At 48.0% G+C, this 24,713-nt stretch carries 30 protein-coding genes and 1 tRNA gene; 6 read left to right on the forward strand and 25 right to left on the reverse strand.

The features are described 5' to 3' along the window. Positions 1 to 44 precede the first annotated feature (44 nt). From AC1S52_RS00450 to AC1S52_RS00460, 3 genes are read right to left on the reverse strand one after another with little or no spacing between them, the layout of a single operon-like run. Positions 45 to 530: an ArsC/Spx/MgsR family protein gene (locus AC1S52_RS00450; RefSeq protein WP_482027070.1), complete on the reverse strand. Its 486-nt coding sequence runs from the start codon at positions 528 to 530 to the stop codon at positions 45 to 47. Between the two features lies 1 nt (position 531). After that, positions 532 to 981, reverse strand: a complete 450-nt coding sequence (locus AC1S52_RS00455; RefSeq protein ID WP_482027071.1) for a hypothetical protein — start codon at positions 979 to 981, stop codon at positions 532 to 534. Further along, entirely contained in the window at positions 936 to 1,283 is a 348-nt protein-coding gene (locus AC1S52_RS00460; RefSeq protein ID WP_482027072.1) for a type I restriction endonuclease, read from the reverse strand. The genes AC1S52_RS00455 and AC1S52_RS00460 overlap by 46 nt, the downstream gene beginning before the upstream one ends. A 253-nt stretch (positions 1,284 to 1,536) precedes the next feature. Here AC1S52_RS00460 and AC1S52_RS00465 point away from each other — a divergent pair, with 253 nt between their 5' ends. Continuing rightward, positions 1,537 to 1,746, forward strand: coding sequence for a TOBE domain-containing protein (locus AC1S52_RS00465; protein WP_482027073.1), 210 nt, complete (start codon positions 1,537 to 1,539; stop codon positions 1,744 to 1,746). A gap of 78 nt (positions 1,747 to 1,824) precedes the next feature. On the opposite strand, the gene AC1S52_RS00470 is transcribed toward AC1S52_RS00465, so the two are convergent. The 19 genes from AC1S52_RS00470 to nifB all read right to left on the reverse strand — a co-directional run bounded on the left by AC1S52_RS00470 (position 1,825) and on the right by nifB (position 17,578). Next, the gene (locus AC1S52_RS00470; RefSeq protein WP_482027074.1) at positions 1,825 to 2,454 is read right to left on the reverse strand and encodes a class I SAM-dependent methyltransferase; all 630 of its coding nucleotides are present in this window, start codon (positions 2,452 to 2,454) and stop codon (positions 1,825 to 1,827) included. A gap of 2 nt (positions 2,455 to 2,456) precedes the next feature. Beyond that, positions 2,457 to 2,756, reverse strand: coding sequence for a ferredoxin III, nif-specific (fdxB, locus tag AC1S52_RS00475; protein WP_482027075.1), 300 nt, complete (start codon positions 2,754 to 2,756; stop codon positions 2,457 to 2,459). A gap of 14 nt (positions 2,757 to 2,770) precedes the next feature. Continuing rightward, a complete protein-coding gene (locus tag AC1S52_RS00480; RefSeq protein ID WP_482027076.1) occupies positions 2,771 to 3,025 on the reverse strand; it encodes a FeoA family protein in 255 nt (84 codons plus the stop codon). A 62-nt stretch (positions 3,026 to 3,087) separates the two neighbouring features. Further along, entirely contained in the window at positions 3,088 to 3,387 is a 300-nt protein-coding gene (locus tag AC1S52_RS00485) for a 2Fe-2S iron-sulfur cluster-binding protein (RefSeq protein ID WP_482027077.1), read from the reverse strand. A 91-nt stretch (positions 3,388 to 3,478) separates the two neighbouring features. Next, complete coding sequence (locus AC1S52_RS00490) at positions 3,479 to 3,844, reverse strand: iron-sulfur cluster assembly accessory protein (protein WP_482027078.1); 366 nt, start codon at positions 3,842 to 3,844, stop codon at positions 3,479 to 3,481. A 100-nt stretch (positions 3,845 to 3,944) separates the two neighbouring features. Then, on the reverse strand, positions 3,945 to 4,742 hold the full coding sequence (locus AC1S52_RS00495; protein ID WP_482027079.1) for a HesA/MoeB/ThiF family protein: 798 nt from the start codon (positions 4,740 to 4,742) through the stop codon (positions 3,945 to 3,947). Between the two features lie 44 nt (positions 4,743 to 4,786). Further along, on the reverse strand, positions 4,787 to 5,104 hold the full coding sequence (gene nifW, locus AC1S52_RS00500; RefSeq protein WP_482027080.1) for a nitrogenase-stabilizing/protective protein NifW: 318 nt from the start codon (positions 5,102 to 5,104) through the stop codon (positions 4,787 to 4,789). Beyond that, entirely contained in the window at positions 5,101 to 5,322 is a 222-nt protein-coding gene (locus AC1S52_RS00505) for a CCE_0567 family metalloprotein (protein ID WP_482027081.1), read from the reverse strand. Before AC1S52_RS00505 ends, nifW begins: the two co-directional genes overlap by 4 nt. Positions 5,323 to 5,381: 59 nt before the next feature. Continuing rightward, entirely contained in the window at positions 5,382 to 5,849 is a 468-nt protein-coding gene (locus AC1S52_RS00510) for a NifX-associated nitrogen fixation protein (protein WP_482027082.1), read from the reverse strand. After that, positions 5,846 to 6,274, reverse strand: coding sequence for a nitrogen fixation protein NifX (gene nifX / locus AC1S52_RS00515; protein ID WP_482027083.1), 429 nt, complete (start codon positions 6,272 to 6,274; stop codon positions 5,846 to 5,848). The genes AC1S52_RS00510 and nifX overlap by 4 nt, the downstream gene beginning before the upstream one ends. Positions 6,275 to 6,397: 123 nt before the next feature. After that, positions 6,398 to 7,702 carry a nitrogenase iron-molybdenum cofactor biosynthesis protein NifN gene (gene nifN / locus AC1S52_RS00520; protein WP_482027084.1) on the reverse strand — a complete coding sequence of 435 codons (1,305 nt, stop codon included), beginning with the start codon at positions 7,700 to 7,702 and terminating at the stop codon, positions 6,398 to 6,400. Next, positions 7,702 to 9,081, reverse strand: coding sequence for a nitrogenase iron-molybdenum cofactor biosynthesis protein NifE (nifE, locus tag AC1S52_RS00525; RefSeq protein ID WP_482027085.1), 1,380 nt, complete (start codon positions 9,079 to 9,081; stop codon positions 7,702 to 7,704). Before nifE ends, nifN begins: the two co-directional genes overlap by 1 nt. Positions 9,082 to 9,151: 70 nt before the next feature. After that, positions 9,152 to 9,457, reverse strand: coding sequence for a Mo-dependent nitrogenase C-terminal domain-containing protein (locus tag AC1S52_RS00530; protein ID WP_482027086.1), 306 nt, complete (start codon positions 9,455 to 9,457; stop codon positions 9,152 to 9,154). Between the two features lie 97 nt (positions 9,458 to 9,554). Next, on the reverse strand, positions 9,555 to 11,093 hold the full coding sequence (gene nifK, locus AC1S52_RS00535; protein ID WP_482027087.1) for a nitrogenase molybdenum-iron protein subunit beta: 1,539 nt from the start codon (positions 11,091 to 11,093) through the stop codon (positions 9,555 to 9,557). 122 nt (positions 11,094 to 11,215) lie between these two features. Then, positions 11,216 to 12,835: a nitrogenase molybdenum-iron protein alpha chain gene (gene nifD, locus AC1S52_RS00540; protein WP_482027088.1), complete on the reverse strand. Its 1,620-nt coding sequence runs from the start codon at positions 12,833 to 12,835 to the stop codon at positions 11,216 to 11,218. Positions 12,836 to 12,850: 15 nt separating this feature from the next. Next, entirely contained in the window at positions 12,851 to 13,747 is an 897-nt protein-coding gene (gene nifH, locus AC1S52_RS00545) for a nitrogenase iron protein (protein WP_482027089.1), read from the reverse strand. Positions 13,748 to 13,903: 156 nt separating this feature from the next. Next, positions 13,904 to 14,791, reverse strand: coding sequence for a Fe-S cluster assembly protein NifU (nifU, locus tag AC1S52_RS00550; RefSeq protein WP_482027090.1), 888 nt, complete (start codon positions 14,789 to 14,791; stop codon positions 13,904 to 13,906). Positions 14,792 to 14,879: 88 nt separating this feature from the next. Beyond that, on the reverse strand, positions 14,880 to 16,082 hold the full coding sequence (nifS, locus tag AC1S52_RS00555; protein ID WP_482027091.1) for a cysteine desulfurase NifS: 1,203 nt from the start codon (positions 16,080 to 16,082) through the stop codon (positions 14,880 to 14,882). Further along, positions 16,079 to 17,578, reverse strand: a complete 1,500-nt coding sequence (gene nifB / locus AC1S52_RS00560; protein WP_482027092.1) for a nitrogenase cofactor biosynthesis protein NifB — start codon at positions 17,576 to 17,578, stop codon at positions 16,079 to 16,081. Before nifB ends, nifS begins: the two co-directional genes overlap by 4 nt. 1,770 nt (positions 17,579 to 19,348) lie before the next feature. Between nifB and AC1S52_RS00565 the strand changes: the two genes are divergently transcribed. Both AC1S52_RS00565 and AC1S52_RS00570 read left to right on the forward strand, forming a co-directional pair. Continuing rightward, positions 19,349 to 19,702 carry a mCpol domain-containing protein gene (locus tag AC1S52_RS00565; protein ID WP_482027094.1) on the forward strand — a complete coding sequence of 118 codons (354 nt, stop codon included), beginning with the start codon at positions 19,349 to 19,351 and terminating at the stop codon, positions 19,700 to 19,702. A gap of 2 nt (positions 19,703 to 19,704) precedes the next feature. Next, positions 19,705 to 20,643, forward strand: a complete 939-nt coding sequence (locus AC1S52_RS00570) for a hypothetical protein (protein ID WP_482027096.1) — start codon at positions 19,705 to 19,707, stop codon at positions 20,641 to 20,643. Positions 20,644 to 20,866: 223 nt separating this feature from the next. Here AC1S52_RS00570 and AC1S52_RS00575 read toward each other — a convergent pair whose 3' ends face one another. Then, positions 20,867 to 21,202, reverse strand: coding sequence for a hypothetical protein (locus tag AC1S52_RS00575; RefSeq protein ID WP_482027097.1), 336 nt, complete (start codon positions 21,200 to 21,202; stop codon positions 20,867 to 20,869). Between the two features lie 41 nt (positions 21,203 to 21,243). Between AC1S52_RS00575 and AC1S52_RS00580 the strand changes: the two genes are divergently transcribed. Continuing rightward, positions 21,244 to 21,328 (forward strand) — tRNA-Ser (locus tag AC1S52_RS00580). 137 nt (positions 21,329 to 21,465) lie between these two features. On the opposite strand, the gene AC1S52_RS00585 is transcribed toward AC1S52_RS00580, so the two are convergent. Beyond that, positions 21,466 to 22,407 (reverse strand): phosphoribulokinase, encoded by a 942-nt coding sequence (locus tag AC1S52_RS00585; RefSeq protein WP_482027098.1) that lies wholly within the window; start codon positions 22,405 to 22,407, stop codon positions 21,466 to 21,468. A 304-nt stretch (positions 22,408 to 22,711) separates the two neighbouring features. Between AC1S52_RS00585 and AC1S52_RS00590 the strand changes: the two genes are divergently transcribed. Beyond that, positions 22,712 to 23,467: a 2-phosphosulfolactate phosphatase family protein gene (locus AC1S52_RS00590; protein WP_482027099.1), complete on the forward strand. Its 756-nt coding sequence runs from the start codon at positions 22,712 to 22,714 to the stop codon at positions 23,465 to 23,467. Between the two features lie 121 nt (positions 23,468 to 23,588). Then, positions 23,589 to 23,873, forward strand: coding sequence for a hypothetical protein (locus AC1S52_RS00595; RefSeq protein WP_482027100.1), 285 nt, complete (start codon positions 23,589 to 23,591; stop codon positions 23,871 to 23,873). A gap of 93 nt (positions 23,874 to 23,966) precedes the next feature. Here the strand turns inward: AC1S52_RS00595 and AC1S52_RS00600 are convergent, their stop codons facing one another. Next, on the reverse strand, positions 23,967 to 24,197 hold the full coding sequence (locus tag AC1S52_RS00600; RefSeq protein ID WP_482027101.1) for a hypothetical protein: 231 nt from the start codon (positions 24,195 to 24,197) through the stop codon (positions 23,967 to 23,969). Between the last annotated feature and the right edge of the window lie 516 nt (positions 24,198 to 24,713).

The raw sequence follows: 24,713 nt of genomic DNA on the forward strand, positions 1-24,713 counted from the left end.
TTGCCATTCCTCGTCGGTCAAGTCACTGTCATAAAATGGTTGACTCATGCTCTCAAGCGCAGGTAGATGAATGACTTAGGTATCGCTCTTTCCGTCTCCTGATCACCATTTACTTCATATCTATTTACAAACAGTTTCTTAAGAGCATCGCTGGTTGTTTGTTGGGCTATATTTATTGGTTGCAGACCAATCCAGGCATCAATGGTGGCTACATCAAAGCCAACCGATCGGCGATCGCCCACCTGGATCAGCGGACGACGAATCAGCAGCGGATTTTGTACCATCAGCCATAAGGCAGTTTTCGCGTCTACGTTTTCAGGGATCACATCGCCTGCTTTGACGGCTGGTGCCGAGCGATTGAACCAGTCGGCAACGGGGAGTGTGCCAAAAAAAAGACGGAGATGTTCGGCTGTCCAGGTTTCGGTGAGTAGATTATGTGCCTGTACCTCATGTCCTGCGGCTTTGAGCAACGCTTTTTGTTTGGTGTTATTGATGCAGCCTGGTTTTTCGTAAAAGAGAATGGTTGCCATATTATTTCCTGTCGCTATCAGGGGCTTGAGTGGGTAAGAGTCGATGCAGTTCTAACCAGAAACGGGGCGCGGCTTGTTTCAATTTCGACTTTGGATCACGCAGTAGGCGAGTGGCATTCATGCAGATGGGTTCTGCCAGCCCCATATAGCGGGAGATGGTTCTGAACGCTGTTTTTTGGGCAGAAACAGCCTGAAATAGTGCATCAGGACAATAAATGGCAATGTAATCTAAGCGGTGGGGCGGTTGCCCCCAGTGCGCTGTAACCAATTTGAGATGACACTGCTGCAATAACGTTCCAGCTTGAGGATGGCTGCGCTCAGCCAGTCTTGTGAATTCCTGAACTAGATGGGTTTCCGTTAGCATGTTGAATGGGGTGGGTAGGGTGGATAATGCTGAACGTGAGGTCAATGGACTAACTCGTGCCTGTTTACCATCTGTAATGACCAGCATGTGTAGTTCAACAAGGTTGGTAATTGACGTTTGTACGTCTGGAGTTGTCCATAGGCATCGCCGAGTGAAAAGTTCGTATCGGTTACATGGATGCCTTGAATCACCACTAACGGTAAGCCATTGATCAAAACGACCAGATTGGGGCAGTGTAGATGCGCTGCTTGCTTCCGTGTCTTCTGTATCACAAGCCAGTCATTTTTTAGCCGGTGAGAGCGATCGAGTCGTCGGAGTCTATGAAAACAGTCTTTATTGCCAACTTTGGTTGTACCATATCGTGCGAACTGAGTAGAATTCAGTAACACTGATTGATAACTATTGAGGGTGTACTCGGTTCCCAAAAGTCATGCTTGGTAAGAATTTAAGATTCACTATGGGGTAAGGGACAGGTATTTTTAGGTAGGGGTTCAAGTATTTATTTTGAACGATTAGTCTGAATGATTAGTTGGTAGGGTGGTAGCGAAATCGATGATGTGATGTTTATCTTAGTCAAAGATTTGGTAGAACAGGAGTAAGATAGCTTTATCTAGTTAAGCAAGATTGAACAGGGAACCGAATATGCAAATCAGTGCGCGTAATGCCCTTAAAGGAATAGTCAAATCAATTGAAGTTGGTGCTGTAAACACAGAAGTCGTTTTGGAAATCGCCACCGGGGTTGAAATCACCTCAATCATCACGAAAGCTTCAGCCGAAAAGCTAAGTTTAAGCGTTGGTAAAGAAGCCTATGCCGTTGTTAAAGCCAGTGATGTGATTGTAGCGATCGACTAAAAAATAGATGGGGAAAAGACCTCCCATTTCTTGAAAAAATCGGAGGTCTTAATCTGAAGAAGTTGCAGATCGCTTCCGTCAAACTTTTTTACGAGCGACAATGTGAAAAATATGCCAGTGTTTTTCCTCACCGATCGCGGTTACACCTGGATGATCTTCTTCGTCTAGCCACTCGATCTCAAAAGGTTCTAGAAGTACTTCAACTTGTTGGCGCGTGTGATGGGTTCGGTTGGGATAAATGATCCAAGAGTCGCGATCGCCAAACAACTGTCCGCAAAAGCGTCCACCGATCTTTAATGAAGTTACGATCGTTTGCCATAAGTTTGGAAAACTATCGGGTGGACAAAAGGGGAGACAAAAGCTGGCATTGATGAGATCAACACCAGAAGGCAAGGTCAACGCTTCAAAGCGCCTCAGTTGAGTTTGCAGCAAATCCTGGTTCAGATCGGAACGATTGAGCAGGCAATCAAAGGCTTGCTGTTGTCCATCTACCGCTAAAACATGCCAGCCTCGACGCAATAATTCCACCGTATCTCGTCCATCCCCACAACCGAGATCGACAGCTAAATGAGGTAAATCAGGCAAATACTCTGCATCAAAGTTTTCCAATGCTTTCAGTAGTGTTTCACGGGGTGGACGACCTTCCACTGCCTGATAGTACCTTGCCCAATGTTCTCCAGAAAGGTGGGAGTGAGTAGATTGAGTCATACTCAAGCCAGTGCTAATTCAACGTGAGTTTGGCAATTTTTAGGACAGACTCTCGCACAGGCTTCGCAACCAACGCAATTGCTAGCATTGGCGATCGTCATTACCTTACGTTCAAACTCTTCATCTTCATCATCACCGTCTACAAACTCGCCTTCTTCATTTAGCGCGCGTAATGCCATCACCCCACGCCCGCAGGTTTTGAGGCATCTACCGCAGCCGATACATCGATCCAAATTGATCGCTTGTAGAAACCTGGGAGTCCAGGCTTTACCGCCAAAAGTCAGTCCTGTAAGTGTTGACATGGTGTGTGTTCTCCTTAACGTTCAACAATGCGGACATAGATAGCGTTCAGTGCCGCTTCATTCAATACATGGCGCTGGTTGCCAATCCGAACAATGAAACGCGGCGATCGCTGTTCTACAGTGATAGATCGCCCTAGAGTTAGCCCTAATGACCTCAGCTTCTGAGTGGTTGCGTCATGCAAGCTATGGATGCGGGTGATTACACCGTGCTCCTGCGATCGCAATAGTTTCAACGAAGCCCCTTGAACTGTAAACCCAGTTGTCAACATTGAATAAGTCCTCCAAACATCAGCAAGTAGGATGGCAAAGATGTTGTTTCCTCACGAGAGGTCTAAACCAGATAGGCTTCCTGGTGGGTGCGGATTGTGCAATCGGAGCGGGGATAGGCAACACACAGGAGAACAAAGCCTTTTGCCGTTTGCTCGTCATCGAGAAACACTTGTTCCGATTGATCTATCTCACCTTCGACTACCTTGCCTACACAACTGGAGCAAGACCCAGATTGGCAAGAAAACGGTAATTCCAACCCCTGCTCCTCGGCAGCATCCAGAATCGTTGTCGTGTCTTCAACCGGAAGTGTGAGGTCGATCTCCCGTTTTTTGTTGATTAAATGTACTTGATAGGTCGTCATAATCATCTCCTCGAAATTCAAATTAAATTTCCGCTTCAAGTCATGAGCAGATTATTCATTCAAAACTCAAAACTCAAAACTAATCACTCCTTTAACTGCACGGCACAGCCGTAGGGGTGCAGTCACCAGCCTGAAAGGATTTACCGCAGCCGCAGGTATCGGTCGCATTAGGGTTGCTGAACTTGAAACCGCTTTCCATCAAGCCTTCGAGAAAATCAATCACGACACCTTGTAGCAGGGGCGCACTTTTGGGATCGATGTAAACGCGAACTTTGCCTTGCTGCTCGATTAAATCGTCTGGACGGGGAGCACTGGCGATATCAATGGTGTATTCATAGCCATTACAGCCCCCATCATTCACCCCAACCCGAATGCCTTTTTCAGACGAAGGGTCAGCACTGCCCTGCAAGAACGCACGCAGGCGAAATTCTGCTTTTTCAGTGAGAATAACGGTCATTTTGGGTTCTCCTTGATTAGGTTCTAATGTTGATGGAATGGTCAATACGTCAGGAATGCTCTCGCTAAATGTGAGGGTGGGAGCAGGGCGATCGCTAGCGCTATGAGCGAGACCAGCATTGCTCTTCCTCCATTGCTGTACCTTCAAGCCGGCGGCTTTTCTCACCACACACAGGACAATTGGGATCGTGGTAAGGATGACGTTTGGCAAACTCGGCGTGGTTCAAATCCATCGTCAGCAGTTGAGACAGCAATGGAGTGCCCAAGCCTGTAATCAGCTTAATGGCTTCCAATGCCGTGAGACACGCCAGCGTTCCCGAAACCGCTCCCAACACGCCAAAACCACGCTTATCCCAATCGGGCTTCTCAGGGAAAATGCAAGAGAGACAGGGCGTTAAACCGGGAACGATCGTGGTCAGATACGCTTCCATATCACTCATTGCCGCTTCCACCATCGGTTTTCCCCATCGCACACAGGCAGCGTTCAGCAAATCTCGCTCAATGAAATTGTGGGCGCAGTCCAGAACGATATCAGCCTTTTGCACCAGCGTATCTACGTTTTTAGGTGTCACATACTCACAGATGGCATCAACTTGCACGTCTGGGTTGATTGCCTCCAGCGTCTCTTTCGCCTTGAATACTCGCGGTTTGCCGACCCAGTCGTGGGTCATCAAAATCTGACGGTTCATGTCATCCAACCGCAGTTCACCACCGCGCAGGAGAATCAACCGACCGACTCCAGCTACTGCCAGATAAAGTGCTGCCGTTGCCCCTAAGCCACCGACTCCAGTCACCAGCACTGTTGCGTCCTTTAACCGTTGCTGTGACTCTTCACCAAACCCAGGCAACATTATTTGGCGACGATAACGCTCTAGTTCAATCGGGGTCAAAATTTGCACGTTGGGTTCTCCTCAATCAAATTTAGGGTTTTGAGTAAACGGCATTAATCAGAGCCAATCTCTGAGAGCAAAACCACATTTTGAGGTTTGTCGTTGAACACCTTAAACAGCTTTTCGTTGAGTGGCGAAGAGGTGATGAAGGTATCGTATGCCTTCTGGAGAGCGGCTTTATACCGTTCAAGCTTCTCTGGTTCACTCAAGTCTGAAGTTTCTAAATCAATGGTTTTGATGAAAGAAGAGAACTTTTGCAGAATATGCAGCCGATTCACATTGACGAACTGGGGATCGTAGGGAAGCTTGAAGAATTCAAGGTACTCTTCGGTATTTACCAGTTGCTTAAATTCAGCTAAGGTTCCACTCATGCTTTTTGCTCCAATTGTTTTAGCTGGGTCTTAAGGTCATTAATCTGCTGATAGACCTGGTAAGTCTTGGTGGCAGCGTCGATCAAGTGTTCATAGTCGGTGGGTAAGCCTTCTGCCAGATCGTGAAGATCCATTTTCATTTGTCCGGCTTTGCTGTTTAAGCGCTTAATTTGGGTTTTGAGTTCCTCAATGGTTGTGCTTTCGGTTGTTTGAACCATGAAACCTCCTATTCAGACCTCCGAGGTCTTAGAGACCTCGGAGGTCTTAGTGTTAATTACTAAAGCCTGCCGACTTCGGGGAAGCGATTTGCCAATTTGATACCGGATTCGATGATTTTTGAGCCTTCCGCTTCTAGCTTTTCCAGCGAATCAAACCCAAACCGCTGAGCATCACGCAGGGTTTTGGAAACCACCAGCAACCGACCAGAAAAGACCAGTGCCCAGCCAAACCCTTCATGGCTCAAATCAATCACAACCTGGCAGAGCAGCCCGGTTTCTGCTTCAATGCGGTGGGCGATCGCCCGATAAAATGCCAGAATCCGCCCTTTGGTAATTGGGTCTACCTCACCCTCTACCGAGATTGCGCGCTTTTGCGCTTTAGTAACCACATAGGGCTTCAGCAGGAGTTCATCGGACCAGTTGCGGTAGGTGCCGTAGGCATCATTGGCGCGAATTTGTTGGGTGATCGCTTTCAAAAAGGGACTGATCGTTGTTTCAGTAGGAGTGGGTACGTTGGTGGTTGTCATACGGTTACTTCTTCCTTAATGTCATCCAGTTGATCGAGTTCATCGAGAGCGGGGCTACGTTGGAGGAGCGCTTTTCTGAGCCAGGGTGGGGGATTGCCGTTCAAGGTTTGCACCAGTTTGGTCAAAACATCAGTGATTTCTTGTTCTTCGGACTGGGCTTTGATGGGGGTAATTTTTTGTTTAATCAAGCGTGCCGCAGCACTACCGCCAATGGTTGAAACGTAGACGATCGTGCAATCGTGAAGTGCTTTAATTTTGGGTAGTAGCTTATCCTCGTTGCCATCTTCATTGAGGTTTCCATCAAACCGCAGCGTTTCAACAAATTCATACCGGGTTTGATCCACTTCGTAAACATCAATCTTCTTTGCTGAGCCAAAGTGAGCATTGATGTGAATGTTGTCGCCAGTCGTGAAGGCTATTTTCATTGGAATTCCTCCTCATGTTGTCTGTTTGTAGGGGTGGGTTTTGTTTTTGCGTTAGCGTAAGACAAACAATCGACTTGCTAAACCCACCCCTACAGGTAATTGCCACTCAAAACTCAAAACTTCTCAGTGCTTCGCGTGGGTTTCCTCCTGTTCCAAAAACAAATTACCCAGGTCAAACAGCAGTTGCATCATGCCGCGATAGCTGACCGTGCAGCGTTGACCATTGCCCAAGCGATCGAAGATGGGAAAGCCCATCCGGTAAAGGGGAAGGTGGAGACGACGCGCAATTGTGGCGACATTGGAATTTCCAATCAACAGATCAGATCCAGCCGCCAGTTGCTCAAAGTCTTCTAAATCCCCGATCGTCACCGTTTCCATAGGCAGACTCTCCAGTAAGGGAGACTTAGTTGTGGTAACGGCTGCCTGAATCTCAGCACCCATGCTTTGCAAAAAGTGAATCGTTGACCAGAGCAGATCGGGTTCCATTGCCAGGGACACCTGCTTGCGCCCAAAGAAGAAGTGGGTATCCAGCATGGCATCTTGCAGTTGCGCCCGCTGGCGACGGTATTTAGCCGGAACAGGTGATCCACTCAGGTCTGCCAGTCCTTCTAGAAAACTGTCGATCGCATCCAGGTTGCTGAGGCTGGGAAACACTTCGTAGGGAATGTCGAACTGGGACTCTAATGCAACCGCTGCACTTCGCATACTTTCCCCCAGCGCCAGGGTGTAAACGGAACTGCCAACTTCCCGCAGTTCGGCTAAGGTGGTGCCGCCATTGGTCACGGTGCTGTACGAGTCGTCCAGGTGCCCATCCAGTGAGAGTGACAAGTCGGGAACGGCGATCGCGGTCAAGCCAAAGGCTGCGACAATCTCCTTAATTTCCTGTACATCCCCTGGGGCAAAGGCTGAACTGACGAGCAGCGTGATTTGGTTGGGACGGGTTTCACCAGATCGGGGCAACTCTTTGACGATGCTTTCCACTGTTGCCGCAAATCCATCCTGTAATGCACCTCTAAAGTCGGGTGTAGAGACGAAGACTATCGGTAAGTCGTGGAGTTCGGGATGGCGCTGGCGAATATTTTTCAGAATGCCTGCCATATCGTCACCGCGCGTCTCGGTTAAGCCCGTGGTGCAAAGCCCAATAATGGCTGGTTTCGACTTTTCCACCAGCGTGAGGATAGCTTGTTCCACATTCTCTTCACCACCCAAAATCGTACTCACTTCCGTCATGGCTGTGGTCGATAGCGGAATGGCTTCCCGAAAGTGACGCACCAGCATGACCTTGGCAAAGGCAGTACAGCCTTGTGAGCCGTGGAACAGAGGCATGATGCCCTTTAAGCCAAGAAAGGCTAGTGCTGCTCCCAACGGTTGGCTTTGCTTGAGTGGATTGACTGCAACAGACTTTCTTGGTGTTGTGATGGTTGCCATTAGATCACCTCCGGTTCCCAAGGGGCTGGTTTGCGAACTTGTGCCCAGACTGGGCTGTACAAGGCTTCTTCTAGCTCCCGTGCCATTTCCACCATGCCGATATAGCCTGCATAGGGATGATGCCGTTCCTGATTAATATCGAGAAAGGGAATTTTTGCTTTGAGGGCAGTGTATTGATTGCGCCCACCCGCAATCAGCATGTCCGCTTTGGTCTGAGCAATCACCCGCAGGAGTTCCTGGGCATTGCCTTTTTCCATCATGATGCCGTCTTGACCCAACAATTCCTTGATGCGAGCTTTGTCTTCTTCGGTGCTTTTTTTGGTGCTGGTAGCGCATACTTCCATCCCTAGATCTTTTGCCGCAGAGATGATCGACCAACTTTTCACTCCGCCTGTGTAAAGCACGACACGCTTGCCTTTTAGCCGTGCTCGATAGGGTGCTAAAGCCGTGTCTAACTTGCTGGTTTCTTCTGCGATTAATTGTTCAACCCGCTGTTGTAGATTGGCATCCCCAATCTTGGCGGCGATGTTCCGCAAACAGCGGTTCATATCAGCCACACCGTAGAAAGATTCTTCAATGTAGGGAATGCCGTAGCGTTCGTCCATCTTGCGTGCCATGTTGATCAACGCTTTGGAGCAAATCATCACGTTGAGCTTGGCGCGATGGGAGCAGGCAATATCGTTGTAACGTCCATCACCCGTGATTTGTGCCAGGACGCGAATTCCTAATTTCTTGAACAACGGCAATACACCCCACAGTTCACCCGCAATGTTGTATTCACCAATCAAGTTGATGTCGTAAGGTGTGGTGATTTCTGGCTCACGAGTACCCACCACATACTCCAGCAAGCTTTCACCGCCGACTCGATTACCCAGGTTCTTACTGCCAATGAAACCGGGAGAATGGACAGGAATGACCGGGGTTCCTATTTTCTCAGCCGCTTTCTGACAAACCGCATCCAGATCATCACCGATTAAGGCTGTAACGCAGGTGGAGTAAACAAATACTGCTGCCGGACTGTAGCGCTCGTTGACTTCCAGAATTGCCTTGTAGAGCTTTTTCTCGCCGCCAAAGATGATATCGTTTTCGTTCAGGTCAGTGGTGAAGCCCATCTTGTAGAGCGTGGAACCGGAAGAGAGGCTGCCCCGAGCACCCCAGGAATTTCCCGCACAGGCGATCGGTCCATGAACCAAATGAGCCGCATCTGTAATGGGCACCAGGGCAATCATCGCGCCATCAAAGGCACAGCCTCCCTGAGCGGCTCCCGGCTGGGCGACCTGGGTGCAGGACTTGTTTTTACCTTTGCCTTCTTTCTTGTGGTTATGTTCACAGGCGGACTCGCTCAGAAGTTCGTTGATTTTGCCTTGAGTGAGTTTCATGGGAGGAAGGGGAGTGGGGAGTGGGTTTCTCAGACCTCCGATTTCTTAAAGAAATCGGAGGTCTAACGGTTTAGCAGATGTACTTTTCAACGTTCTCGCCGCAAACCTCTGAGAGATAGCTGAGGGCACGAAACCGGAGAAAGACGAATTCGTTGTAGAAGGGATTGAGTTCACACAGTGGGGGCGTGTGGAAACCGTACCCAAACAGGGTGAACTTATGTGCAAAGGGACAGGTACAGGGAACGAGTGTGCAAATTAAGTGGGCGAGGCGTGGGGAACGAACATCAATGCGATCGATCCAGTGACGAATGGGAGTGAGAATATCTGTGCGAGAGAGAGTAGAAGTCGGCTGGTTTGGAGGAGTGAGAGTAGCCATAGCAGGATAGGGGTTGAGGGAAGGGCGGGTTTATTTAGGCGATCGACTCGACGGATGTGTGAATTCATAAACCCGCCCGTAAGAGGGAGGAAGTTGTTCAGCGAATCAGGTCATAGGAGATGTCGGTTTTCGCGGGGATAATGGTGTTGCGATCGAGTTCATCCAGCAGGGTGTTCACGATCCAGTTGAGTAGATTGATGGCACCCTGATAGCCGTAGGTGCTGTAGCGGTGCAGGTGGTGGCGATCGAAGATGGGGTAGCCAATCCGCACTAGAGGAGTCTTGGTATCACGCCACAGGTATTTACCGTAGGAGTTACCGATCAACAGATCCACAGGTTCAGTGAAAAGGAGCGATCGCAGATGCCACAGATCCTTACCACCCCAGATGGTTGCGCCTGCACCAAAGGGACTGGAATCCAACAGTGCCCGCAGTTCAGCTTCAAAATCATTGTTGCTGTTGCTGACGAGGATGTGAACGGGTTCTGCACCAATTTCCAGAAGGAATTGCACCAGTCCGATCACCAGGTCAGGATCGCCATATAGCGCCACTTTCTTACCGTGCAGCCATGCCTGGGAATCCGTTAAGGCATCCACTGCGCGACCCCGCTCATCTTCCAGTTCTTTGGGAATGGGTTTGCCAGTCAATGCCGAGAGCTTGATCAGGAACTCATCGGTGCCACGAATGCCCACAGGACGAACCACCGACGTAGGCTGCTGCCAATCTTTTTCGATGTACTCACGGGTTTTGACTGTGGAGTATGCCTGAAAGGCGATCGTCGCTTTGGCATTAATAGAATCCGCTGCATCTTCCAGGGTAGTGCCCCCTTGATATATGTGGTAGTGCCCATCATTGGGTGAATCCAAATAATCGGAGTTATCTGCCAGCAGGGTGTAATCCACACCGACCAGAGACGCAATTCGCTTGATTTCTCGCAAGTTGCCAATGTAGGTTTCAAAGCCAGGAATGAAGTTGATCTTGCCGTTGCTCGTTTCTGCTTTCTGGTCTTTGGTCAAGTTGGTCAGAATGCCCTTGATCATGTTGTCGTAGCCCGTAATGTGGGAACCGACAAAGCTAGGCGTGTGGGCATAGGGCACCGGGAACTCTTGCGGCACTGACCCAGCAGTCTTGGCGTTGGTGATGAAGGCTTGCAGGTCATCTCCAATCACTTCCGCCATGCAGGTGGTGCAGACGGCAATCATTTTGGGCTTATAGAGGTTGTAGCTATTTGCCAAACCGTCAATCAAGTTGTTTTGTCCACCGAAGACGGCAGCATCTTCGGTCATGGAGGAGGAAACCGCCGAGAAAGGTTCTTTAAAGTGGCGGGTAAAGTGCGATCGAAAGTATGACACGCATCCTTGAGAACCATGCACGAAGGGTAAGGTGCCTTCAAATCCAACGGCTGCAAGGATAGCACCGAGGGGCTGACAGGCTTTTGCAGGGTTAACAGTTAGTGCTTCTCGGGCAAAGTTTTTCTCCCGGTATTCCCAGGTTTTCGTCCACTCAGCCGTTTGAGCCACTAAGTCGGGATCATGTCCGCCTTCAAACTCTTTCTTTGCAGCAAACAGTTGCTGATACTCGTCCTGGTGAAATAATTCAGCGTGGTCTTTGATGTTATCGATATTGTTCTGAGCCATGATGGTTTCTCCTGTTTGTCATTGGTCATTCGTCATTGGTCACTTGTATTGGTGATGAGTGCTTGATCATTTGTCCTTAAAGCGAATGGCAATGCAAAGGACAAATGATCAAGAACAAATGACTAATCTTTTTTCCACGGCGCACCAATCAGGCTCCAGGTGGGGCTGTTGAGGGCAAGATCCATATCGCGGGCGAAGATGGCAAAGCCGTCGTAACCGTGGTAAGGACCGGAGTAGTCCCAGGAGTGCATCTGACGGAAGGGAAGCGCCATTTTTTGGAAGACATACTTCTCTTTGATGCCAGAAGCTACCAGGTCGGGCTTCAGTTCTTTAATGAATTCCTCAAACTCATAGGCAGAAACATCGTCATAGATCAGCGTGCCGTCTTCGATGTATTGCGTGGTGCGTTTGTAGTCGTCATTGTGTCCAAACTCATAGCCTGTGCCGATGAGTTTCATACCTAAATCGTAGAAAGCAGGAACAACGTGGCGAGGACGCAGACCCCCGACCATCAGAGCAACGGTTTTGCCCTCTAAGCGAGGACGGTATTTGGCAATCACTGCCTGGGTTTGAGCTTCGTACTTGGCAATCACTTCTTCCGCTTTAGCCTGGATGGTTTCGTCGAATTTAGCGGCGATCGCTCTCAACGACTCCGCAATCTGTGTTGGACCGAAGAAGTTGTATTCCAGCCAGGGAGTCCCGTAGGTTTCTTCCATATGGCGGCAGATATAGTTCATCGATCGATAGCAGTGCACCAGGTTCAACTTCACGGATGGCGTGTGGATCATTTCGTGCAGAGTGCCATCCCCTGACCATTGAGCCACGACCCGCAAGCCAATTTCTTCTAAGAGGATTCGGCTGGACCAAGCATCACCACCGATGTTGTAGTCACCGATGATGGCAACATCATATTCAGTCCCATCAGGAACGTTACCCGCTTTCTTTGCCTTGTCGTATTGCGGAAATACCCAGTCGCGCACAGCATCGTTGGCGATGTGGTGTCCGAGGGATTGGGAAACACCCCGGAAGCCTTCGCAACGAACCGGCACCACCGTTTTGCCGATCTCTTTGGAAGCTTTTTTGGCAACGGCTTCAATGTCATCTCCAATTAAACCAACCGGACATTCTGATTGAATAGAAACGCCTCGGTTGAGGGGAAATAGTTCATCCAATTCGGTAATCAATTTGGCAAGTTTTTTGTCACCGCCAAAGACAATGTCTCGTTCTTGGAAGTCGGAGGTGAAATCCATCGTGCCAAAGGAATCAATGCCGGTAGTGCCGATATAATAGTTGCGGCGACCTGACCAGGAGTAGTAGCCGCAGCCCACAGGACCATGACTGATGTGGATCATGTCCTTGATGGGTCCCCAGACTACACCTTTTGATCCGGCATAGGCACAGCCACGAGTGGTCATGGACCCGGGAACAGATTTGATGTTGGACTTCACACCGCAATCAGATTTGCCTTCTTCAAACACGCTCAGGTGCTTTTCCCGTTTTTTCTTGGCTTTGTCAGGATAGACTTCCAGAACTTCTTTGATCAGGGCTTTTTTATCAGCGGTTGTGAGTTCTTCATTGGGAGCGATCGCGTCTTCTGTAGGGGCGAGCGCGTCGAGAGTAGCGGATTCGGGAGGGGTCATATCTGCCTCACTAGGTAAAGGATGGAGTGGGGGAGTGGAGCGTGGGGGAGTGGGAGCGTGGGGGAGTGGGAGGGTGAACATCCCATCCACCCACCACGCCATCACCTCACTGCACAATTAGGCAACGCCAGCAGGAGCCTTGGTGCCTTCTTTGATTGCCTTTTCGTACTCTTCTTCGCCGCCCAGGATGCCAAATTCGACCAACAGATCTTCCAGTTCATCCATGGTGATTGGGGTCGGGATGGTGAGATTCTTGTTGTCAACGATCTTTTTAGCGAGAGTGCGATACTCTGCTGCCTGTTGGCTATCAGGTGCATATTCAATCACCGTCATGCGACGCAATTCAGCGTGTTGAACGATGTTATCGCGAGGAACGAAGTGCAACATTTGGGTATTGAGCCGCTTCGCCAGGGTTTCGATCAGTTCGAGTTCTCGATCGCATTTACGGCTGTTGCAAATCAAACCACCTAAACGGACGCCGCCAGAGTGAGCGTATTTGAGAACGCCTCTAGCAATGTTGTTAGCGGCATACATTGCCATCATTTCACCGGAGGTGACGATGTAGATTTCTTGGGCTTTGCCTTCCCGGATGGGCATGGCGAAACCGCCGCAAACCACGTCGCCCAATACGTCGTAGGATACGAAGTCGAGGTTTTCATAGGCACCTTCTTCTTCCAGGAAGTTGATGGCAGTGATGATGCCTCGCCCCGCGCAACCCACACCGGGTTCAGGACCACCGGACTCCACGCAAAGGACATCGCGATAACCGGTCAACAACACTTCTTGCAGTTCTACATCTTCAACTGCACCACGTTCAGCAGCGAGTTGCAAAACGCTGGTTTGGGCTTTGCTGTGCAGCATCAAGCGAGTGGAGTCAGCTTTGGGGTCGCAACCAACGATCATGACGCGCTGACCCAGTTCAGCCATACCTGCGATCGTGTTTTGTGAGGTGGTGGATTTGCCAATTCCACCTTTGCCATAGAAGGCTATCTGTCTAATGCTTTCGTCAGTCATGGAATGATCTCCTTTGGAGTGATAAGGGGTGGGTGCTTAGTAACCAGCCATCATCAGGAATTTGATGGAATAGGGTAGATGACTGGGTTAGGGAGTTGGAATCGATCGCAGTTGGGGGCGATCTCCCAACGGGGGAAACCTTAAAGATTTTTGGGGTCATGTCACTGCTTCAACCACCAGGTTGGGTAAAACACGTTCTCGTAACCGCACTTCGATCGCGTTTTTGAGCGTCGCGGTGCTGCTTTCACAGGAGCCACAGGCACCTTTCAGCAACACTTTGACCACATCACCTTCTACGTCGTAGAGTTCGACATCGCCACCATCAGCAATTAAGATCGGGCGCACATCTTGCAGCACAGCTTGAATCAGGCTGATTTTTTGAACCGTTGTGAGGGGACGCTTCTGGGCTTGAGTCGCTGCAATTTCTGCCGCCACTCTGGCAACCGTCAGTTCTTTCTCCTGCTGGATGGTTGCGATCAGATCCTCAATTTCTACCGCACAGGTGCTACAACCACCACCTGCTTTGACGTAACTGGTAACCTGCTCTACCGTAGTCAAATTATTTTCAATGACAATGCGGCGGATTCTGTTTTCACTCACACCAAAGCAACTACAGAGCAGTGCGCCATCATCATCATCGTGATGGTCAATTTCAATGCCACGGTATTTGTAAATTGCCGCTTCCAATGCTTCCTGCCCCATCACGGAACAGTGCATCTTTTCTTCTGGCAAGCCGCCTAAGTAATTGGCAATGTCCCGATTACTCACATTCAATGCTTCATCCAGGGTGATGCCTTTGATGATTTCGGTCAGGGCTGAGGAAGAGGCGATCGCGCTGGTGCAGCCAAAGGTTTGAAACCGAGCATCCAAAATTTTGTCTGTTGGAACATCAATCTTGAGGTGCAGTCTTAGCGCATCACCACACGCAATACTGCCCACTTCACCAAAGACCACAGCAATATCAGATTCCTTTAGATCGTCGATCGCGCCTTGATTCTTGGGGTTATAGAACAGGTCTAGTACTTTCTCGGTGTAGTCCCACATGGCGGTTACCAGTTATGAGTAAGGAGTGAGGAGTGTTGAGTTAAGAGTGTTGAGTGCTGAGTTAATTTCCAAGCTCAAAACTCAAAACTTAGGCTTTGCCTACCAATGCTTCTTCACGGTCTTGCAGCCATTCAGCTTGGTCATTGTTAAATGGTGAAAGCGCACGGAGGCGTTCGACAATCCCAGGCATGACTTCCAGGACACGATCGACATCCGCGTCGGTTGTGTAGCGAGAAAGGCTAAATCGGATAGAGCCATGCAGAATGGTATAAGGCAAGCCCATCGCTCGTAGAACATGCGACGGTTCTAAAGAGCCGGAGGTACAGGCGGAACCGGAGGAGGCACAGATGCCGTATTGATCTAAAGAGAGTAGGATTGCCTCGCCTTCGATGTATTTGAAGCCGATGTTGGTGGTGTTGGGCAAGCGATGTTTGCGATCGCCATTGATTTCCGTATGAGAAATCGCTAACAATCCTTTCTCTAATCGGTCACGGAGTTTTTTCTCAGTTGCCCCATCAGCAAGATGGAGTTGCGCCAGTTCTGCGGCTTTGCCCAAACCAACAATGCCAGCCACATTCTCCGTTCCGGCTCTGCGTCCTCGTTCCTGATGTCCACCAATCAGCAGGGGACGGAAGCGGAAGCCCCTTCTGACAAACAGGGCACCGACCCCTTTAGGAGCGTGCAGTTTGTGCCCGGAGATGGTCATCAAATCGATGGTGCTGCTTTTCATGTCCAGGGGCAACTTTCCAGCAACCTGCACCGCATCCACATGAAAAGTCGCTCCGTATTCTTTTGCGATCGCGCCTGCTTGCTCGACTGGGAACACCGTACCCGTTTCATTGTTGGCATACATCATGGAAACCAGTGCTGTATTGCCCGTAATCGCCGCTTCTAGCTCCATCAGGTCTAATTGACCCTGACGGTCTACCGAAAGGTATGTGACGGTGTAGCCCTGTTTTTCGAGCTGTTTGAACAGGTTTAAGACACAGGCGTGTTCAACTTGGGTGGTGATCAGGTGTTTGCGATCGGGTTGAGCCGCGATCGCGGCACGGATGGCAGTGTTGTTGCCTTCTGTCCCACAACTAGTGAAGATGATTTCAGACTCTTCAGCCCCTAGCAGGGAGGCAACCTGAACTCGTGCCTGCTTCAAAGCCTTTCCCACCTTGCCACCAAAGGTGTGCATAGAAGATGGATTGCCGTAATGCTCTGTGAGATAGGGCAGAATGGTTTCCACCACGGCTGGATCAACTTGGGTCGTCGCGTTGTTATCGAGATAAATGACTGCGCTCATGGGTTGACTCCCACAGAGGTAGAGGTTTGTAGTTGAACGTGCTGGTCGTAGAACTCTCTTGCTACCTTCTCAATCACGTCGTAGGCTTCCACCACTTGCAGTCCCGCTTCTCGTAGTTCTGCTTTGGGACATTCACCCACTTTGGAAACGAGAACCGCTTTGCAATCTGCGATCGCTTTGATCACATACTCCAGCGTGGCATCTTCGCCATAACCGCCATGGCAGTATTGGTCAATCTTGCGATGCCCCACAAATTTCGCTTCGTTGGCATCCACTTCAAAAATTTGGAATTCCTTGGCGTGTCCAAAGTGCTGGTTGACAATCCCGCCGCCTTTGGTTGCCACTGCCACCAGGATTTTGGGACTGTTCTTGATGCGCTCACTGGGCTTAACTTTGGCTTTTGCCAGCTTGATTTCTTCTTTGAATTGCTCAATGCCCGCATGAACTTCCTGACGCAGTTCCAAATCGTACTGTTCTGGCATCTCCATAAACTTGTCTTTGGTAAATTCCTGGCTGCGGTCTTCACCCAGTAAGCCGACCGCATCTGCACGGCATTGGCGGCAGTGACGCATCATTTTCATGTTGCTGTCGGCGCACTCATCTTGCAGCTTCTTCAGCTCTTTAGGCGTGGGTCCGCGCTGTCCGGTTAGACCAAAGTGGGTACCGTGTTCTGGAGCCGAAATCAACGGCATGATGTTGTGCAGAAAAGCACCTCGTTTGCGGATTTCGTGATCGACTTCGACCAAGTGCTCATCATTAATGCCGGGAATCATCACTGAGTTCACTTTGCAGAGAATGTCGGCTTCTTTGAGTGCTTGCAAGCCTTCCATCTGCCGTTCATGGAGAATCCGTGCGGCTTCCAGCCCTTTATAGCGCTTGCGGCGGTAGTGTACCCAGGGATAGATTTTGGTGCCAATTTCGGGGTCTACCATGTTAATGGTGATGGTGACGTGATCCACATTCAGGGCTTTGATGCGATCGACGTAATCCGGCAGCATCAGCCCATTGGTAGAGAGGCAAAGCTTGATATCGGGTGCTTTATCCGCAATTAACTCAAAGGTGCGAAACGTCTTTTCAGGATTTGCCAGCGGATCACCAGGACCCGCAATTCCTAATACTGTCATTTGAGGAATTTTGCCTGCAATCACCAGCACCTTGTGCGCCGCTTCTTCGGGAGTCAACAACTCACTCACCACACCAGGGCGGCTTTCATTCGCACAGTCATACTTCCGATTGCAGAAGTTGCATTGAATGTTGCAAGCAGGTGCGACCGCAACGTGCATCCGGGCATAGTGATGATGCGCTTCTTCGCTGTAGCAGGGATGCTTTGAAATGCGATCGAGCATTTTTTGATCAAAGCTGGGGGCTGCACTGGTATTGCTGCTACAACCACAGCTATCACTCGCTTTCTGAGTCACCGTATTTTTGGTGATGAAGATATCAGTAGCAGGCTGTGATGTCGGAGGGGAAAGCAGTTCTGAAGGTGGTGGTGTCATTGAATTTCGGCAGGGGTAAGTGGACAGCGCCACCAAGAAAGACGGTTGCTCCATGCTTCTAAAAAGGCGGTTGAAGTCACTGGTGCTAGACAACCTACCAATGCAGGTTAAAAGTTCTGTTTCGTCCACTGGGGAGCGACTTGTTAATGCTGTAGCAAAGCGACTTCATTTCGACTTTATGGACAGAGAGTGGTGCAGTTTCGTCGTCTTCTCTTCGTATCTCTGACCAAGAAACCGAAATCTCTATGTTTGGGTGAAAGAGTTTGGTTGGAAGAGCTTGTGTTTCTGGTTTAGAGAGTTGAGTGATTGGCGTTGTGAGAGTTATAACAGCCACTCAAAACCAGCCCGGTTCAGCCAGCCCCGGTAAGAGTTATTGAATTCATTAGCCTGTACTCAAGCCCTCAAACTTAAACTGAGTCGGCACTCAATTTTTTTGTAGGGTTGGGGTGCGAGTATTTTTCGTAGGGGGTATGAGTATTTTTTGAGTAGGGGAGTAGTATTCCTTGTACTCAACTCAAATGCTTATATAATCAGTGTTTCAAAGTATTCTCAACCAGATCCTAAGTCATCAGAGCTGTACTCAAAAGTTGCCTCACAATGACTTCAAAACTGATTTGAAGGGGAACACTCAATCGTTTGTTTGATTGTTTTTTTATGGAAGCTGGGAGCATCTGATTAGGGATAGCTCCCAGCAGAATCCGAAATTCAATTCTGTATTTAAATTAGCACTTTTTTGCCAATAATCAATTCTGTATCTAAATTAGCATTTTATAACAATAGACGCAGCGATCGTAATTATTTTTCAACTTTGTTCAGAGCAAACAGAATTATACTCTATATTATAGACAGATGCGTTTGATACAGAATTGCTGAATTGAGTACAAAGCCAGCAGCAAGTGATTTGAGTCGTTAGTTTTCTGCAACGCCTATAAATACTGGGTTCTGCGGTGAGTACTCAAATACTTGTTCAGCCTTTGGGGCACAATCTGAGAATATAGGCATGGTTCTTTGTCAACTTTTTTTATCTACTCAAGGGGACGACTCCAACAAAAGCAACAGTCGCTTTACATCACCAATCCCGGACATTATGGTTTGTTAAAAAGCGACTGCACACAAGGACTAAAATAGCTGCCTCAGCAGCGCCAAAGAGAATAGCAGGGAAATTTGCTTCGACGCTACCCAGCAACCCACCAGCCCATAAACTTATTTTTTGGCGTAACCCTATGAAACCGGAGACTTTTTTTCCACTATGTGGAAGCATTTCTACCTTCCCGATTCTTTAACCGGGATAGTGAGCGACTTCTACAAAAAGCAGGGTAACCAGCCACCCATGGTTCCAGGTGTTTTTTGAAGCATCGGATCAGATTTTAGGCTTCAGGTTGAAAATACTGCGATCGCCCCACGCATCGTCGTCGAGAATATACGGAATTCGTCCTGATATAGCCGTAGCTCGTTTCAGTCAGGTGCATCCCATTGAGACGGGCTATGGTGGGTAGGATGGGGAATGCCCTTATACAAACGAAAGCAGTGATTACAGCGTTAACAGAGTGTTATACGGAAAGAATCCTGATAATGCTCGATTTTTGAAGATATATGGAAAACGTCCTGATAATCCTCTCATCAAGGGTATTATCAGGAAAGAATCCAATGATTTAATAGTTAGACAGCAGCACCAGAGAATAGAAAATTACGTCAAGTTTATTTCAAAATCGTTTACATTTCCTGAGCCATAATGGTGTAAAAGATAAAAGCAAAAAGGAAACAAAAGGAATGTACGCTTTTTTTGATGGAGACAATATTGGCTCAACTATAGAAATACTACTAACAGAAGGACAAATCGAGGAAGCATCTAAATTGTCTAAAAACATACAAATTGCCTTGACTGAAATAGGAGAGTTTCTAAGAGCAAAAGGTGTTGAAATTATTATTTTGGGTGGTGATGACATCTTAATAAGTTATTCTTCCTTGGAAGAAGAAATACTTTTAGAAGGTGTTAGAAGTAGATTTTTTACAAGAACAGGTAATACTATGAGTTGTGGTGTTTCAGAGAATCTTCCCAAAGCAATTTGGAATCTTCACCTGGCAAAGCTTTATGGTAAGAATATGATTGAAGGGATAAAGTAAAAATGAATTCACAAACTGGAGAGTTGTATATTTTTGTTACCTCTGATCGACCTGATTTATACATCAACATTATTGGTTATTGTATAAAGCATTTTAGTATTTCCAAAGTAGTCCTTTTAGGCATTGTTAAAGATAGGGGACAAAAGTCAAAAAATGAGAAAGACCTTGTAGCTGTGAAAGACAAGATCAAAGAACAGCTTGAGTGTTTACAAATATCTGAATATCTATATGTTGATCCAAAAAGCAAAAAATGGGATAGAAGGCCAATCAGTCTTGAAAAATATGATCAACTACGCTATCTAGAAATTTCTGGACAAAGGATTGATGTTCAGTGCATTATCTACGACGAATTAGATGATGTGCTAGGCGAGCTTATTAAGGAGAATTGCATATTTGATGTATCTGGTGTTTTGAAGGAATATTTAATAGATGTATATATTATTTTTCTAAAGAAAAGAGTGAAGAATATTTACGTTTTTGAGCTTCGTCTACCGCAACGTTTGTATGACGAAAGAGAGCTAATTCACAATTTATCTCTTGATAGGGGAGATTACTTTTATGTCTCCATAGCTGAGAGTCAATATACAATAGGAACTATCGTTAAAACAGAACATCAAGAAAGAGCCGATCAATTAAAAATTACTGAAACCAAGAAATTGATCAATACATTAGCCAGCGAATTTGCACGTTTTGTACTCATTGTTTATGCAATTTTAGTTCTATTTGTAGTTGGTTGGTCAACAAAATTTATCATCCAAGATGGATGGGGACAATTAGAACCTTGGACTTTTCTGCTGTTAGTGTTGTTTCCTTATCTTATCAATCTTAATGTCATGATCTTTTTTAAGAAAGAGTATTCGCTCAGACCTAGTTATTTATATGAGGTGATGAGAAATTATAGATTGAAAATGTTAGATAAGCATGGCTTAATTAACAATTAAGGCGGAAAACAATTAAGGCAAAAATGTTTTATCTGAAGTCTATAAGTTTGCTGGAGCATGTTGAAAGTGTCTAACCATTCAAATGCAGCAGACGGTTGACAATCTATGGTGTTGATGTTTAAAGTTACTTGCCGCCGCTGATTTGAACCGTTAGGCTGCTTAGACTAATTATCTGTTAGCTCTCAATACTGAGTTGCCGCAAAACGTTCAATGTGGTCACATTTCAGCTTGAAGAGGTCTCATTTATACTTGGGCTAAAATTGTGATAAAAAATAAATTTCCATGCAACTTCACAAGCTTTCAACTGAGCAAAGGATTCTAACTCCTCGGCATCTGGAAGGAGCAGAAAACAGGCATAGCCATTCTCGATAACGAGAGTGGTGAATCGAGGTATTCCCCATTCGATAATTGGGATAAGGCTATAGAAGCTGAAAACGCGGCTAGAAAGGAAGATAAAGTCAGCAGTTTTTTTCGATAGAGCAACTTTGCCTGAAATGCCTATAGAATCAGAAGAGTAGTTAAAGCCATAGTCAATGGCTTGACTATGAGAATCAAGCAATGAGGATGCTCAATCCATCAAATGCCTGATTTTACATACCTGGAGAGGTGGCAGAGTGGTCGAATGCACTCGACTTGAAATCGAGCGTGCCGAAAGGCACCGGGGGTTCGAATCCCCCCCTCTCCGTTGGGAAGGATGAAGGATGAAGGATGGAAGTTGAAGGTTGAGAGTTTGGAGTTGACAATGACCAATGACCAATAGCTACCGACGACTGACTTTCCACCCTCTAACAACCAACAACTAACAACTCCCCACCCCTCACCTCAAACGTGCCCCTGCATCGCTTTTAGCATGTGAAACGCCACCAGAAGCTGGGTGAGTGCCAGCGGATAGCTTTGGAGGGTTTCCCCAGTGGTGCCAGTGACCTTACCCAGCTCTGGGTTCATCTCCCGATTACAGACATTTAACAGGTGGGGAATGTCACCACAGATGAAGTGCTCTAGCTCAGAAACCTGATCGCTGGTCGCATGACCATCAATTTCTAGAACATCCACAGGCTTGCCCATATCCCGATCCAGCCCTAACCGAATGGCGGCATTGGAGTATTGAGAATTTGGACAAACCACCTGAGTTAAATCGGGGTGGGGAATGTTGGGTCTGAGAATGAGGCGCACATTCAGATGGCTGTTGTTCTCATCAGAAATCTCTTCAGGTGGGTAAAAGGACACTACCAGGTCTGCCCACTGCCGTTGAGGCCGGATAAATTGATCAGAATCGGGTTCACGCTTTGCCATTTCTGCTAATACCTGTTCCTCGGTATAGCCACGCTTTTGCGTATCGCGCTTGACCTTCCACTTCGCTCTCAACGATTCAGGGGGAGCCAGGTACACTTTCACGTCATAGCAATCACGGGCGGCACGGGTCGAGTACCCTAATAACCCCTCAACGATCACAAACTGGCTGGGCTTGATATATTCTGGAGCGTCAAACGTCCCGCTCTTGTGGCTATAAATTGGTTTCAGAATAGGCTGCCCGGTTCGGAGCAATGATAAATGCTGCTGCATGATATCCAGATGGTTGCAGTCTGGATGGAGCGCAGTAATCCCCAACTCGGCACGTTGCTTGCGATCGTAGCGATGGTAATCATCAGTACAGATAACCGTGACATTTTCTGGACCCAAAAATTGGGCAATTCCTTTCGTCAACGTAGTTTTACCGGCAGCGCTGTCGCCAACGATACCAAGGATGATGGGGCGATGGGTCATGGGTCCTCCGGGGCGAACAGGTCAGGCGGATCAATGATGATCAATATTTGGTCTATGAATCGATTCCCAATTGCAGTATTTTAAGGAGGAATCGGAAGGGAAAGCAATCTTAGATTTCAACTCGTTACCTGCGGTGGGCAGGTGAAGTGGTGGAATCAACGATAACTCGGCTTAGATTCTGCTTTGTTAAGAAAATGGTCAAAGCTCTCAAGTATGATTCAGTAATGTTAAGCGTTTGCAGAATATTAGCATCGCCCGGTTGCAGCCTACGGTTCAAAATTGATTCTTTGCACCCTTCCTACCTATGAAATTGTCCGTTTTTTATACGCCTGAACTGACTCCAGAAACCACAGTGGCAAATTGCGCGATCGCCATTGATGTACTCCGCGCTACCAGTACGATTGTGACTGCCCTGTCCGCTGGGGCTGAAGCGGTTCAAGTTTTTAGCGACCTCGATCAACTGTTGCAAATTAGCGAAGGGTGGTCACAGGATAAACGGATTCGAGCAGGCGAACGGGGTGGTTCCAAAGTCGATGGGTTTGATTTTGGCAACTCTCCCCTCGACTGCACACCCGAAAAGGTTGGCGGCAAACGCCTATTTATCAGCACCACGAATGGTACCCGGGCATTGCAGTGTGTGCAGACCGCGCCCACAGTATTGGCAGGTGCCCTGATTAACCGGCAAGCCGTTGTTCAACATTTGCTTCACCACAAGCCAGAAACCGTGTGGATTGTTGGGTCGGGTTGGGAAGGTAGCTTTTCCCTGGAAGATACAGTCTGTGCCGGGGCGATCGCCCACCAGCTACAGAAAGAACTGGGTTGTTCCCTGGAAGATTTAACAGAAAATGACGAAGTGATAGGGGCGATCGCCCTCTACCAAGAGTGGCAGGATAATTTGCTCGACCTGATGCGCCATGCCAGTCATGGCAAACGTCTCCTGCGGCTGGGCTGCGATGAAGACCTGAAATATTGCTCCCAAATGGATGTGATGGATGTTTTACCCATACAACGAGAGCCGGGAGTGTTGATCAATAGCAAGTCGCTCGTGTCGGTAGGATAGGGATAGCCAAGCGGATGCTAGGAGAAGTAGTTCCTGGCTGTTAGAGGGGCTGAGGAGAAGGAGGGCAGAGGAGCAGAGCGATCGTTAGTTACGCAAATCCACGATATCTGAAAGATCCAAAATGCAATTCTTTCCCAAAGAGGGTTCCTACCCTACTCCAAACCTTAGCGCAAGAGCCGCGATTCTGGAGGTTGTTGAAAACCAACTGCGAGACTTAACGCCCCCAGAAACCAAGCAGACCTACGATCGCCTGCTTGCAGAAGGGCACTCATCCGATGAAGCAAAGCGCCTGATTGCCTGTGCTTTGCTAAACGAAATGAACACCATGATTAAAGAGAACAAAGTTTTTAACGAGGAACGTTACGTCGCTACTTTAGATCGCTTACCTAGAATGCCGTGGGATTAAGTCCAGGAACTTTGTCTGATAAGCTAAATCCAGAAACCAATTTGTGGGGTTTTGGAAGGTTTGCAAACCCTTCAAAATCTGCTTGGCAGATTACTAGCCAAACATTGCCTTAAACTTCAAGTTGATCGGCAGATTATTTCTGGATGCAAACGCTAACGCACTCAGCCTGGTTTGAGGGGAGGACTTTGGTTGAATACGAGGTGCAGTCCAGCGAGTTCCACCCCCCACCCGGCGTCCCGGTACTCCCTTTCTGGTTGCGATCGCAGGTTCTGCCGCAGCGATCATCAACATGATGATGGATAGAAAAATTGTGATTTGACGCATAACCACTGGATAGATGCCCGATAGCTCCAGGATGTCAAAAAGGAAGCCACTCAGACCAGCGTTAAATCACCTAAGTCACGCCCAGCAAAAACTGAGGTTATGTAAGGGAGAGAGGATCCACCCGTATATATACGGGACAGATACCATAGAGGACAGATTAACGGAGCAGATGTAGCTGTAGCGATATCTGTCAGGACGAGGAGCTTACAGCGATTTTCAGATGAGTAAACCACAGTTGCCGGTGGATGGGTAGATGAGTGGGTGGGTATGAGTGTGGATGAATGTGAGTATGGCTCACACAAGTGAAAATGGCTGTAAATCCTTGTTGCGATGGGACTAGCGAAAGTGTCCTAAGCCGTTCTGTAGCTATATGTTGGAGTTTGTAAAGTAGTTTGTGTCAAGAGAGGAATATCACATCGGAAACCTCCCTTCAAATTCAATGGCAAAACGATTTAAAGCTGCTTTCCAATCTCGAATCGGCATCGTCCATTTTTTCGAGATGTTATGAATTGCCAG

It is taken from the genome of Kovacikia sp. CALU 1929 (assembly GCF_056784235.1).